The 14396-nt window shown below is 36.9% G+C and carries 8 protein-coding genes; 4 read left to right on the top strand and 4 right to left on the bottom strand.

The genetic code is table 11. The features are described from left to right. Positions 1-132: 132 nt before the first annotated feature. Positions 133-2136 carry an OPT family oligopeptide transporter gene (locus J3T98_RS05710; RefSeq protein WP_267352907.1) on the bottom strand — a complete coding sequence of 668 codons (2004 nt, stop codon included), beginning with the start codon at positions 2134-2136 and terminating at the stop codon, positions 133-135. 220 nt (positions 2137-2356) lie between these two features. Between J3T98_RS05710 and mazG the strand changes: the two genes are divergently transcribed. Together mazG and J3T98_RS05720 are read left to right on the top strand one after the other, a co-directional pair. After that, positions 2357-3154, top strand: coding sequence for a nucleoside triphosphate pyrophosphohydrolase (gene mazG, locus J3T98_RS05715; RefSeq protein ID WP_267357083.1), 798 nt, complete (start codon positions 2357-2359; stop codon positions 3152-3154). Then, positions 3147-3587, top strand: coding sequence for a hypothetical protein (locus J3T98_RS05720; protein WP_065735074.1), 441 nt, complete (start codon positions 3147-3149; stop codon positions 3585-3587). Before mazG ends, J3T98_RS05720 begins: the two co-directional genes overlap by 8 nt. A 234-nt stretch (positions 3588-3821) precedes the next feature. Here the strand turns inward: J3T98_RS05720 and J3T98_RS05725 are convergent, their stop codons facing one another. Together J3T98_RS05725 and gltB are read right to left on the bottom strand one after the other, a co-directional pair. After that, entirely contained in the window at positions 3822-5234 is a 1413-nt protein-coding gene (locus J3T98_RS05725; protein ID WP_267357085.1) for an FAD-dependent oxidoreductase, read from the bottom strand. A gap of 14 nt (positions 5235-5248) precedes the next feature. Further along, positions 5249-9706 carry a glutamate synthase large subunit gene (gene gltB, locus J3T98_RS05730; protein WP_267362357.1) on the bottom strand — a complete coding sequence of 1486 codons (4458 nt, stop codon included), beginning with the start codon at positions 9704-9706 and terminating at the stop codon, positions 5249-5251. A gap of 389 nt (positions 9707-10095) precedes the next feature. Between gltB and J3T98_RS05735 the strand changes: the two genes are divergently transcribed. Further along, positions 10096-11277 carry an NAD(P)/FAD-dependent oxidoreductase gene (locus J3T98_RS05735; RefSeq protein WP_267357089.1) on the top strand — a complete coding sequence of 394 codons (1182 nt, stop codon included), beginning with the start codon at positions 10096-10098 and terminating at the stop codon, positions 11275-11277. Here the strand turns inward: J3T98_RS05735 and J3T98_RS05740 are convergent. After that, positions 11274-12698 (bottom strand): sigma-54 interaction domain-containing protein, encoded by a 1425-nt coding sequence (locus J3T98_RS05740; protein ID WP_416380625.1) that lies wholly within the window; start codon positions 12696-12698, stop codon positions 11274-11276. The genes J3T98_RS05735 and J3T98_RS05740 overlap by 4 nt on opposite strands. A gap of 254 nt (positions 12699-12952) precedes the next feature. Here J3T98_RS05740 and lysA point away from each other — a divergent pair, with 254 nt between their 5' ends. Further along, positions 12953-14350, top strand: a complete 1398-nt coding sequence (gene lysA, locus J3T98_RS05745) for a diaminopimelate decarboxylase (RefSeq protein ID WP_065563732.1) — start codon at positions 12953-12955, stop codon at positions 14348-14350. The last annotated feature ends 46 nt before the right edge of the window (positions 14351-14396 follow it).

A 14396-nucleotide genomic window follows, 5' to 3' on the forward strand; every position in this document is an offset into this window, starting at 1 on the left:
CATTTGAATCGAATATTTATGATTGATACGGTAAACAATGCGGAAAATGATAAAATAAGATTATTTATTAATATGTTGAATAAAAATCATATTTAATAATTAATGTAATAATTGCCTAAATATTAATATCACTTAAATTTTACTTTTTATTGCCGACAAAGCTCTGCGAATAAAAAGCCAACAGATAAGGATAAATACCAATAATCCTAGGTATTGTGGTAAATCACCTAAGTTTTTAAATATTGCCAATGGGGCATCACTTCCTCCATTAGTAATACTTATCACAATTACTACCGCTAATATAACGCCAATTAAACTTTCACCAACTATTAAGCCAGATGCAATTAATGCTGCTTTGCTATCCACTTTTTTAAATTGTATTTCTGGATCAACATTATTTTTCTTTGCGTTAGCATAAGTATAACGTTTTATAATCCAAGATAGTAATGTGCCAACAAAAATCGGTGTAGTGACACTTGGTGGTAAATAAATGCCTAATCCGACAGCAAGAGCTGGTAATCTAAATTTTGAGTTATTTTTAGCAAAAATTAAATCAGTGATGATAATTATTCCCCCTAATACTAGGCCAATAAAAATCATTGTCCAATCAAGTTTATGCGAAAAAATACCTTGTGCAATAGTTGTCATTAAAGATGCTTGAGGAGCAGCTAAAACTTGAGAAAGATCCATATCACTGCGAGGAACAGCACCTGTAAATCCGTAAGCGTGATATAAGGTTTCTAGAATAGGAGCTATAACTAAAGCACCCACAAAGCAACCAATTAATAAAGCAACTTGTTGCTTCCATGGTGTTGCATTGACTAGATAGCCTGTTTTTAAATCTTGCAAATTATCATTTGATATACATGCTATTGCTAAAACAGTACTTGTCGTAAATAATGCTAATGCTGTTGCAAAATTCGATCCTTCAATCGTTGATAACATGCCATTAATTTCACCTAGTCCTAATAAAATAAGTGAAACAGCAATAACTGCAACTATTGCAATACCAGACATAGGACTTGCTGATGATCCGACTAAACCAGCCATATATCCACAAGCTGCAGCAACTAAAAAACCCATAATAAAAGAAAACAATACCGCACATGCAACTAATGACCAAGCTATGCCTGTAGATAAGCCACTATCAGCTATAAATGAATAAAAAGTCACGACTAAAATGACTAACATCATCCCCATAATAGAAAAAATCCATTTAGGGGATAGATCGCGTTCTGTTGTGTCTTTTATTGACACATCTGAACGTAGAGTTTTAAAAGAAATTTTCACTCCTTCAATAACTGGTTTTATTAAAGAGAGCAAAGTCCAAACAGCTGAAATAGCAATCGTTCCTGCACCAATAAAACGGATATCGTTGTCCCAAATTTGCATGGCAACTTGAGATAAAGGTAAACTTGAATCATAACCGTTGATAACTGTTAAAATCGGTATGCCAAATACCCAAGCAATAATAGTCCCAAGTAGTATTGCAATACCTGAAATAATACCAATTAGATAGCCTGCACTTAATAATGCTAAAGAAAACCCTAAGGGTATTTGAAATATTGCTTTGCCTGCTGTGAACCAATAAGCTGTATTTCCAGATAGCAGTTTAAATCCATTAGTAAATAAACTGACTAAAGAAGCAATTACGCCACCGAATAAAATATCTTTTAATCCACCATTAGCGTCATTTCCTTCTGCCTTTGACCCAGCCTTTAATATCTCGGCAGCAGCAACACCCTCAGGGTAAGGTAAATCGCTTTTTACTACCATGACATGTCGAAGCGGTATAGAAAATAACACACCTAACATACCACCAGCCAAACATACAGCAAAGGTTAACCAAAATGGGAAATCATGCCAGTATCCCATCATTAATAAGCCCGGAATAACAAAAATGATTGAAGATAATGTCCCTGCAGCAGAAGCTTGCGTTTGAACCATATTATTTTCTAAAATGGTTGAATTAGGGAAAAACCGCAAAATCGCCATAGAAATTACAGCTGCAGGAATTGCAGATGAAAAAGTTAAACCGACCTTTAAGCCCAGATAAACATTTGATGCAGTAAAAATCATTGTTATCAGTGCACCAAGAATAATACCTCTAAATGTAAGTTCTCGTAGTTTATTCATATTTTTAGTGTTTTTTAAGTTTAAATTAAATGTATTATATACTTAATTGTGTGTTTTGAGTGTAAATCTGTGTGATTTTATTGTTTTTAAATTTTTATCCATTGTTTTTAAATGGAAATATTTTTATTAAATTTTGGATGCTTACTATTTAGTTATTAAAACATTACTATTTTGTTTTGATACAATGTTATTTAACAATTACTACTTTGTGAGAAATATCGTGAACCAATTAGAACGTTTACAAGCTATTACTAAACAATTACGTAATCCAATTAAAGGTTGCGAATGGGACAGTAAGCAAACTTTTGAATCATTAAAATCATATACTCTAGAAGAAACTTATGAAGTCTTAGATGCCATAGAAAAAAAAGATATGGCTGAACTTAAAAATGAACTGGGTGATCTACTGTTTCAGATTGTTTTTTATGCTGACTTAGCAAATGAACAAGGTTTATTTAATTTTGATGATATCTGCCTCTCTGTTGCTGATAAGCTGATTAGTCGTCATCCCCATGTCTTTTCAAATGATACTACTGTTAAGCCAAATTGGGAACAACTTAAGCAACAAGAACGTGATAAACGAGCACAATATTCACTATTAGATGATATTCCCACCGCCATTCCAGCATTAATGAAAGCTGAAAAAATACAAAAACGCTGTGCATCAGTTGGATTTGATTGGGTAGAGTTAAAACCTGTTATTGATAAAGTTAAAGAAGAGCTTAGCGAAGTGGAAGAGGAATTGAATAAAACCGCACAAGATCAATCCAAAATTGAAGAAGAGCTTGGCGACTTATTTTTTGCCACCGTTAACTTAGCCAGACATTTAAAAGTTAAATCTGAGTTATGTTTACAAAATGCCAATAACAAGTTTATAAGGCGTTTTAAGCAGGTAGAATTATTACTTAAACAAAAAAATCAAAATTTAATTGATGCAACACTTGAAGAAATGGAAGATGCATGGCAAATTGTCAAACAATCTGAACAATTATCTAGCGAAGTAAATCAAAATGACTGAACAAAAAAATGAATTATATCAAGAAATCGAAGCATGGGCACAAAATGCCATTTTACATAGCCCAACGTGGAGTATTAACCAGCTCGATTATTCCGAAAAAAGTATTTCTGTTGTTGAAATTATTATTGGTGAATTAGCTGATAAAAATTTTAGTATCCCTGAAGAACAGCTTAATATGATTGCTCAAGAGTATGGTTGTTACTTATTACTGACAGCCCAAAAATTATACGGCGGTGAGTTTTATTGGAATGAAGAACTTGAACAACCGATGTTAATTTGTTGTGAACCACAAGCAGCTATCGTGTTATTAACTTGGAATAAAGTCAAAGGGCGCCTTTTAGGGGATGAAGCTGATCATCTAGCCTTTTTCTTAGAAGGGTTTGCTGAGGCGACTAAAAATCCTGAAAATGGTTCTCAGATTGTCTATTTATAACCAAATAATACAATAATTAAAGGTTATTAGCTGATACAATTTCATGTTATCAGCTAATAGTCATTAATGCCAATTATCAAAGTGAATATGCATTGGCGATTTCAACTCGATAAATGACGATATTTAGGTTGTAATCAATAAACGTTATGGTTTAGGCAGATCAATAAATATTAAGTAATAAGCCTTACTCCCACTCAGTAGGGAATGGAAATAAGGTTTACTTAGTTAATCACTTTATACTTCTAAGTAATCTAAAATCCCTTCTGCCCCTTTGCGACCTTCGCTAATGGCAGTCACCACTAAATCCGATCCTCTTACCGCATCACCACCAGCAAAGATTTTTGGATGGCTGGTTTGGTAACCTTTGCTTTGTGATGCGATTATGCGCCCTCTATCATCAAAATCAACACCATGTTCGGCTAACCACGGCATAGAATGAGGTTTAAAGCCAAATGCCATTACAACTGCATCTGCCGGAAGTACAAATTCCGATCCTTGAATTATCACCGGAGAACGACGTCCTTTTGCATCAGGTTCGCCAAGCTCCGTTCTTACCATTTTTACACCAGTAACATGACCGGCATCATTGATTTCGATGCTCAGAGGTTGTACATTGAATTGGAATTGTGCGCCTTCTTCTTTAGCATTTTTAACCTCGCGTTTAGAACCCGGCATATTAGCTTCATCACGGCGATAGGCGCAAGTCACTTCAGTTGCACCTTGACGTATAGACGTTCGAACGCAATCCATTGCTGTATCACCACCACCTAATACCACGACGCGTTTATTTTTCATATCGACATAAGGCGCATCATCAGTTTGTTGGTGTTGCATAATATGTTTGGTATTAGCAATTAAAAATGGTAGGGCATCATAAACTCCATCGGCATCTTCATTTTCTAGGCCTGCACGCATTGATTGATAAGTACCAGTACCAACAAAAACTGCATCAAATTCATTGATGAGATCGGCTAATTGTACAGTTTTACCCACTTCAGTATTAAGGCGAAACTCAATTCCCATTTCGGTAAAGACATGTCTGCGGTGAATTAAGACTTCTTTATCTAATTTGAAAGCAGGAATACCAAAAGTTAATAGGCCCCCAATTTCCGGATGACGATCAAAAACAACTGGTGTAACACCATTACGTACTAAGACATCAGCGCAAGCTAATCCAGCAGGGCCTGCACCAATAATTGCGACTCTTAGTCCAGTTTTTTCAACGTTAGATAGATTTGGTTTCCATCCCATTTTAAAGGCTTCATCAGTAATATAACGTTCAATACTGCCAATAGTTACGGCTCCAAATTCAGCATTTAAAGTACAGGAACCTTCACAAAGACGATCTTGCGGACAAACTCGACCGCACACCTCTGGTAGGCTATTGGTTTGGTGAGATAGCTCAACCGCCTCTAAAATCTTTCCTTCATTAATTAATTTTAACCAATTAGGAATATAGTTATGTACTGGACAGCGCCATTCACAATAAGGATTACCACAAGCCAGACAACGATCTGCTTGTGCTTGAGATTGCGAGGCTGAAAAGCCTTCATAAATTTCAACAAACTCAATTTTACGGACGTTTAGCGATTTTTTAGGCGGATCAACACGTTGTAAATCGATAAACTGATAAACATTTTGACTCATATCGTGTTTTCTCCTTACTGTGCTTGCACACGTAGCTCTGCTGAAGAGCGACTACGGTGACCTAATAACGCTTTAACATCACTAGATTTTGGTTTAACTAAAACAAATTGTTTCGCAAAATCTTCCCAATTAGCTAATATCTCTTCTGCCCAAGATGAGTGAGTAAGCTGTGCGTGTTCCATGATTAAACCACGTAAATGTTCTTCATGAATCGAGTAGTCAGCCACATTTAACATTTCCACCAACTCTTTATTAATACGCTTATGCAAATCACCATCGGTATCTAAAATATAAGCAAAACCACCAGTCATACCAGCACCGAAGTTTACGCCAGTTTTTCCTAAAACACAGACAATTCCGCCCGTCATATATTCACAACCATTATCACCAATGCCTTCAACCACACTTATGGCTCCAGAGTTACGCACAGCAAAACGCTCACCCGCTCGACCAGCAGCAAATAATTTACCGCCAGTTGCGCCATATAAACAGGTATTACCAGCAATGGTTGCTTCATGGCTCAAAAATGCAGAACCTTGTGGTGGACGAATGACAATGCGACCTCCAGCCATGCCTTTACCAACATAGTCATTAGCATCCCCTGTAAGGGTTAAATCCACACCACCAGCATTCCAAACGCCAAAACTTTGACCTGCAGTACCATTGAAGTTCAATGAAATAGGGGAGGTAACCAAGCCTTGATCGCCATATTTTTTAGCAATATAACCGGATAAAGTGGTACCAACAGAGCGATCTGTATTTTGAATGTCAAAGTAGAAACTTTTAGTTTGACGATTATCAACCGCATCTTGTGCTTGAGTTATGATCTCTTTATTAAGCACACCTTTATCAAATGGTTTGTTATCTTCAATACAATGAACTGGTTTGCCTTCAATAGGTGATGCTGTTTTAAGTAAACTTGATAAATCCAGTTTTTGCTGTTTTGCAGTAATACCATCTAGTTCAATAAGCAGATCAGTACGACCAATTAAATCAACAATTTGTCTAACACCAAGTTCAGCCATAACTTCTCGAGTATTACGCGCAAGAAAACGGAAGTAGTTCATCGCTTTTTCTGGCAATCCATGATAATGTTCGCTACGTAATTTTTCGTCTTGAGTGGCCACGCCGGTTGCACAGTTATTTAGGTGACAAATACGGAGGTATTTACAACCCAATGCAACCATTGGCCCAGTACCAAAACCAAAACTTTCAGCGCCTAGAATTGCAGCTTTTACAATATCTGCCCCGGTTTTTAATCCACCATCAACTTGCAAACGAATTTTATGACGTAACCCATTAGCAACTAATGATTGCTGGGTTTCAACCAAGCCAAGCTCCCAAGGGGAACCCGCATATTTAACTGATGTTAATGGGCTGGCACCAGTACCACCGTCATAACCTGAAATGGTGATTAAATCTGCATATGCTTTAGCAACCCCTGTTGCGATAGTGCCTACTCCCGGTTCAGAGACTAATTTAACCGAAATCATTGCAGTTGGATTAATCTGTTTCAAGTCAAAAATCAATTGAGCTAAATCTTCAATTGAATAAATATCGTGGTGTGGAGGAGGTGATATTAATGTCACTCCCGGCACAGAAAAACGTAATTTTGCAATATAAGGGGTGACTTTATCACCAGGTAATTGTCCTCCCTCACCTGGTTTTGCGCCTTGGGCTACTTTGATTTGAATAACATCGGCACTCATTAAGTAACCTGGTGTAACACCAAATCGACCAGAAGCCACTTGTTTGATACGTGATACTTTTATCGTGTTGTAACGAGCGGGATCTTCTCCACCCTCACCAGAATTAGAAAAACCACCTAATGTATTCATTGCTTCAGCTAATGATTCATGCGCCTCTGGGCTTAAGGCACCGATTGACATGGCAGCGGAGTCAAAGCGTTTAAACAATGATGATTCTGGTTCAACTTCATCAAGCGAAATAGCCGCGTTTTCAGGAGGATTTAGTTTTAATAAATCTCGCAGAGTTGCTGGTGGTCGATTATTTACAATATCCGCATAACGTTGATAATCTTCATAATTACCTTCATTAACTGCTTTTTGTAGTGATTGCACCACATCTGGATTATAAGCGTGGTATTCACCACCATAAACAAATTTGAGTAATCCACCTTGTTCTAATGGTTTACGTCGTAACCATGCTTTTTTAGATAAATTAAACTGATCTTGAGCAAAGTCCTCAAAATTGGCACCACTGATACGGCTAGTTACACCTTGGAAGCATAGCTCAACGACTTCTTCATGGAGACCAACTGCTTCAAATAGTTTAGAGCAACGGTAAGAAGCGACTGTTGAAATCCCCATTTTTGACATAATCTTATATAAGCCTTTATTAATACCATTACGGTAATTAATAATCGCTTCACGGTAAGATTTATTCATCGTACCATTATCGACCATTTGCGCTAAAGTTTCATAAGCTAAATATGGATAGATTGCAGTTGCGCCAAACCCTAGCAAGACTGCAAACTGATGCGGATCTCGACAGCTTGCGGTTTCAACAATGATATTGGCATCACAGCGTAGATTTTTTTCAACTAGACGTTGTTGCACTGCGCCAACAGCCATTGGGGCTGGAATAGGTAAGCGATCTGGCGCTATATTTTTATCAGATAGGATTAGTAGTACAGTTCCTTCACGTACTTTTGCTTCGGCATCACCACATAATTGTTCAATTGCATCACGTAAGCTACCATCAATTTCATAAGTGATGTCAAGCGTTTCAGATTTGTAGTAGCGTGATTCTAAGGTCGTTAATTGTTTAAAATCCGAATGAACTAATACCGGGTATTTAAAAGCAACTCGATGAGCTTGACCTTCAGCTTCAGCAAACACATTCATTTCACGACCAATGCTCGTTGATAGTGACATCACGTGTGCTTCACGCAATGGGTCGATAGGTGGATTAGTTACCTGAGCAAATTTTTGTCGGAAGTAATCATAAATTAAGCGAGGACGACTTGATAATACCGCAAATGGCGTATCATCGCCCATAGAGCCTGTTGCTTCTTGACCATTTTCACCTAAAACTCGAATACACTGGTCAAGTTCTTCACTGCTATAACCAAATTGCTTTTGGTAAGTAGCTAGTAAAGTATGGTCATAATCACGAGAGCCGATATCATCATCAGGAAGATCTTCAAATGGAATCAGCCGTTTTACATTCTTAGCCATCCATTCTTTGTACGGATGACGTTTTTGTAAATCGTTATCCGTTTCTGACGATTGTAAAATGCGACCTTCTTCAGTATCAATCACTAGTAATTCACCCGGGCCAACACGTCCTTTGGTCACTACTTCATCTGGTTGATAATCCCAAATACCAATTTCGGATGCACAAGTAATTAGTTTGTCAGTGGTAATCACATAACGTGCAGGGCGAAGGCCATTACGATCTAAGTTACAAGCGGCATAACGTCCATCGGACATAACGATACCTGCAGGGCCGTCCCACGGTTCCATATGCATAGAGTTGAAATCAAAAAAAGCACGTAGATCTTCATTCATATCCGGATTGTTTTGCCATGCAGGAGGCACAAGTAAACGCATAGCACGAACAATATCCATACCGCCTACTAAGAATAATTCAAGCATATTATCTAGCGAGCTTGAATCCGAGCCCGTAACATTAACGAACGGCGCGGCATCTTGTAAATCTGGTATAAGTGGCGTTTTGAATTTGTAAGATCGCGCTTTAGCCCATTGCCGATTACCCTCGATAGTATTAATTTCACCATTGTGGGCTAAATGTCTAAATGGTTGAGCAAGTGGCCAACGCGGTACGGTATTGGTTGAAAAACGCTGATGGAATAAACAAATTGCTGTTTCCATACGAATATCAGCCAAATCTAAATAGAATCTAGGTAAATCTTTAGGCATACATAAGCCTTTATAGATATTGACCTGATTTGAAAAACTACATACGTAAAACGTATCATCTTGCACACGTTTTTCTATGCGGCGTCGTACCATATATAAACGACGCTCTAAATCAATTTTTGTCCATCCAGCAGGGGCATTAACAAAAACTTGTTCGATTCTTGGCAGTGATGACAGGGCAATTTCACCCAGAACGCTTTTATCAATTGGTACTTCACGCCAACCTAAAATAGATAGAGTTTCTTCGGCTAGCTCTTCTTCTACAATATCACGGCTTGCTTGGGCTTCGGCTTCATCTTGGCTTAAAAATAGCATGCCTACAGCATAGTTTGTTGCCAAACGCCATCCGGCATCTTCTGCGACAACTCTAAAAAATCGATCTGGTTTTTGCATTAAAAGCCCGCAGCCATCGCCCGTTTTACCATCGGATAAAATGGCACCACGGTGTTGCATTCGAGCAAGTCCGTGGATTGCAGTACGCACCACTTTGTGACTTGGTTGCCCTTCAATATGAGCGATTAAACCAAATCCGCAGTTATCTTTCTCATGATGCTGGTTATATAACATATCATTGCCTCTAATTCATCGTTATTATTTTTTGAGAAGATATAGGCATTAATCCCATAATAGGTGTGAAGGTAATTAAAAATAGGTTTTTGGTCAAATAAATATTACTTATAAGTCAATCTTTTAATAACTCAGTCTATATTTATTAATGAAGCTAATATCTCATATTAACTATTTGTTTATACTATAATTAAAATTTAATAGAGACAAAAGTTTCAGAAATTGGTTTTTTTCTCATAATAATAATTAATATTTGATTAAAAAAAGTTGAGGAACGGGGTTTTTGAGCATCAAAATTGGCGATTTTTACACATTTTTTCAAGAATGAGTGAGTTAGAATCGCTACTCTTATATAATAGATAATCTTTATTATGGGTAATAGGTTTTATATGCAAAATAAAATTACAATTATTGGTGCGGGTGCTGCTGGGCTTTTTTGTGCCGGATTATTAGGACAAAAAGGTTATGATGTAACTGTTATTGATAATGGTAAAAAATTAGGACGCAAAATTTTAATGTCTGGTGGTGGTAAATGTAATTTTACCAACCTTAACGTAGAATCGACCCATTATATTTCAGAAAATCGTCATTTTTGTAAGTCTGCATTAAAGCGCTTTACTCAATGGGATTTTATTCAACTGGTTAATCAATACAATATTGCCTATCATGAAAAAGATCATGGTCAGTTATTTTGTGATAATTCAGCGCAAGATATTGTTGATATGCTTGCCCAAGAGTGCCAAAAGGGGCAAGTTAAATTCATGTTAAACACTCAGCTTGAAGATGTTGAGGCTGAGCAGCAAGGATTTAAATTATCGACTTCACAAGGTTTTGTTCATACTGATAAATTAATTGTAGCAACTGGTGGGCAATCTATGCCAGCACTAGGTGTGACCGCTATCGGATATAAAATTGCCGAAAAATTTTTGATTCCTGTTGTGCCCGTAAAAGCAGGGTTGGTGCCATTTACCTTACATAAACCTTTGCTAGAAGTATTATCCACTTTGTCGGGCATTGCCGTGCCGGTTGAAGTATCTAATGAACGAATATCTTTTAAAGAGAATTTGCTATTTACTCATCGAGGATTATCTGGACCAGCGATTTTACAAATCTCTAGTTATTGGCAAGCAGGTGAAGCCATTACCATTAATTTGTTGCCAGACGTAAGCTTTGAAGGTGATTTTCAACGCTTGTTAGAAAATAATCGCAATCAAAGCATTAAAAATTGTTTGGCGCAAATATTACCGAAGCGGTTAATTGAAGTTTTGATGCAATTAAATTTGATAGCCGATTTAACCGTTAAGCAATTAACGCCTACTCAGCAGCAAGTGCTTTACCAAACATTAACTAGGTGGATGGTTACACCGAATGGAACGGAAGGCTATCGTACAGCTGAGGTAACTTTGGGTGGTGTGAGCTGTGATGCTTTATCGTCAAAGACGATGGAGGCGAAAAATCACCTCAATCTCTATTTTATTGGTGAAGTTGTTGATGTAGCTGGTTGGCTAGGTGGTTATAATTTCCAATGGGCTTGGAGCAGTGCATTTGCTTGCGCTCAAGCCTTTGATTAATTATCAATTACCCCCATATGTATATCATATTTCTTAACTTTATATTGTAAGGTGGTTCTCGAAACATCGAGTAGTTTTGCTGCAGTAATAATTTTCCCATTGGCCTGATTTAATGCATCAATAATAAGTTGCTTTTCATAATTTTCGACTTGTTCGGTAAGATTACCAGTTATTTCGCTGGTAGTCGTTTTTTCAAGCTTGGCTTCATCTTGTGGATAAGGAGTATGAAGGTCAAATAATTCTTCATCCAGAATAATCTGCTGCAATTCTCCTGGCTCATTTTGTAAAACCATACTACGGACAATAGCGTTTTCTAGCATTCGCACATTACCTGGCCAAGGCGCTGACATAAGTTGCTGTAATGCATGTTCACTAATACCAGTAATCACAACGCTTACATCAGTTTTATGTTTATCAATAAAGTATCTTGCCAATACAGGAATATCTTCTTGTCTTTCGCGTAGTGCTGGCAGTTTAATTAATCCGACATTTAATCGATAAAATAGATCACTACGCATTTTGCCTGTTTTTAATAAATCAGCTGGTGATTCATTCATAGCTGCAACAATTCGAACATCAGCATGTTGCTCTTTATTCCCGCCTAGTGGCCAATAGGTTTTTTCTTGTAAGAATCGTAACAGTTTGCTTTGCATTTCAAGTGGCATCGCGTTAAGTTCATCAAGAAATAACGTACCACCATTAGCAAGTTCAAGATAACCTTGGCGATTTTCAGCTCCAGTAAATGCTCCTTTGACAGTCCCGAATAAAGTACTTTCAATCAATGTTGTAGGCAAAGCGCTACAGTTAAGTGAAATAAACGCTTTATCACGGCGTTGGCTAGTTTGGTGAATTAATCTAGCAAATAGCTCTTTCCCTGTGCCGGTTTCGCCAACAATCAATACTGGCACATCATTACTACCTAAAATATTAGTCTGGTCGATCACCTGTTGCATTTTTTTTGAAGCAAAAACGATTTCTGGTAATGGTTGTTCTTTATTTTGATATAATTTTCTATTAAGACTGAATACCTGATCTTGCAGTTGTCTAACATTAGATAAATTACGACCAATTTCAACCGCGCCAATAATTTCTTTTTTGTGATTATAAAGAGGAACCGTTGTATGTTGATAATCAACTAATTTGCCCACATGATTATAATAGGTTTGATAGGTATCTTGATATTCTTTACCCTGTAAAGCTTGTAGCATAGTACTATCTTCTTTTTTCAAATTAGGGTAAACTTTAAGCATTGGTTTACCTATGGCTTGTTCCATTGGGTAGCCATCAAGTTCTGCACTTTCCTGATTGTAGTAAATATATTTACCTTCTTTGTCAATAATAGCCATAGGCTGATGTATTAGATCAAAAAAATGTTTAAATATTTCCAATGCTTGTAATAATTCAGGATCAATTATCATGATACTAAAACCTTTTGAAAGTTGGATTCTTACTAAGTATAGCGAGCGTTAATTTAAATATCTTTCAATTATTACTAAAAAAAGTGACAAATTTTTGTCATAAAAACATATTTTTTACTAAATGACTAATATTAAATTTGTAATTATTCTGTTAAACAATTGATTGTTTGTGTTTTTTTAAGTTGGCACGTTGATTGCATTGTAAGTGAGTAATCTTTTTACTTACCTTTTTTATGTACTAATTAACTGGAGGTCATATGTCCGACACAATTATGTCAAATTATAACAAAATACGCACAGATCTTATAACTAAAGATCGTCGTTTCAGTGCTCAAGGCGGCAAACTTTGTTTTGATGGTGTGAATTTGGAAGAATTAGCAAAGAAATATCCAACACCTTTTTACGTATTTTCTGAAAAAGAAATTGACCGTAATATTCAGGAGATCAAAGATTCGTTTAAAGCTCATCCAAATACTAAGATTTTCTATGCGTCAAAAACATGTTCAGTAATGGGTGTGCTTAAAGCGATTAAAGATGCGGGTATCTATGCAGAAGCTAACTCAATGTTTGAAGTTCGTAAATGTTTAGAAATCGGTTTCCCAGGCAGCCAAATTGTTTTCAACGGTGTGGTTAAAAAACCGGTTGATTTAGAATTTGCTATCCAAAACGATCTTTACATCATCAACGTAGATAGCCTATATGAGCTTGATATTATTGATGAGATTTCTCGACGTTTGAAAAAAGTTGCAAATGTTTGTGTGCGTGTTGAACCAAATGTACCGTCAGCAACTCACGCAGAATTAGTAACCGCTTATCACGCTAAATCTGGTATCGACTTAGAACAAGCTGAAGAGACTTGCCGTCGTATTCTTGAAATGCCTTATGTTCATTTACGTGGTTTACATATGCACGTAGGGGATCAAGTACCAGAAGCAGAACCTTTTGCAAAAGCGACTAAAGTATTAGTTGATGAATCACGCCGTTTAGAAGAAGTTCTTGGCATTAAATTTGATTTAATCAACGTTGGTGGTGGTATTCCTGTTCCATATAAATATGACGAAGAAAATGGTAATCCATTAGAAGACAATATGTATGCTGGTATTACTGCACAAGATTTCGCCGATGCGGTAATCAGTGAAGTACATAAATGGCGTACTGACGTTGAAATTTGTATCGAACCAGGTCGTAAAGTAACCGGTTCAGCTGGTGTGCTTTTAACTGAAGTTGCTTGTGAAAAACGTAAAACTAACTACGATTTAGACGGTAACATTGAAGAACATGTTGAATGGAAATTTGTTGATGCGGGTTACAGCGTATTATCTGACAGTCAACACTTTGATTGGTTCTTCTATGTTTATGATGCATCAAGAATCACTGAGCAACATGATGAGTACATTAAATTAGCGGGTCCATTATGTGACGGTGGTGACTATTTCCATGTGGGTGTTAAAGGTGAAGAATTCTTATTACCTAAAGACACACAAATTGGCGATATCATTGCTTTCCTTGATGCCGGTGCTTATACCATCGAAAGCCAAACAGTTTATAACAACCGCCCACGTACTGCTGTTGTTATGATTGATAAAGAAGGCAAAGATCGATTGATTCGCCGTGAAGACACTTACGAGGATATGGTTGGATACGACGTGTATTAATCATGAACTGGCTGGGGCAATAACTGCCCCAGTTGTTATTATGTGA

This window comes from Gilliamella sp. B2772, from assembly GCF_026536985.1.
Classification (GTDB): domain Bacteria; phylum Pseudomonadota; class Gammaproteobacteria; order Enterobacterales; family Orbaceae; genus Gilliamella; species Gilliamella apicola_E.

Bases quoted from the DNA above. Each gene is read 5' to 3' on its own strand.
- J3T98_RS05710 (WP_267352907.1), bottom strand. From the start codon at position 2,136: ATGAATAAACTACGAGAACTTACATTTAGAGGTATTATTCTTGGTGCA.
- J3T98_RS05720 (WP_065735074.1), top strand. From the start codon at position 3,147: ATGACTGAACAAAAAAATGAATTATATCAAGAAATCGAAGCATGGGCA.
- J3T98_RS05725 (WP_267357085.1), bottom strand. From the start codon at position 5,234: ATGAGTCAAAATGTTTATCAGTTTATCGATTTACAACGTGTTGATCCG.
- gltB (WP_267362357.1), bottom strand. From the start codon at position 9,706: ATGTTATATAACCAGCATCATGAGAAAGATAACTGCGGATTTGGTTTA.
- J3T98_RS05735 (WP_267357089.1), top strand. From the start codon at position 10,096: ATGCAAAATAAAATTACAATTATTGGTGCGGGTGCTGCTGGGCTTTTT.
- lysA (WP_065563732.1), top strand. From the start codon at position 12,953: ATGTCCGACACAATTATGTCAAATTATAACAAAATACGCACAGATCTT.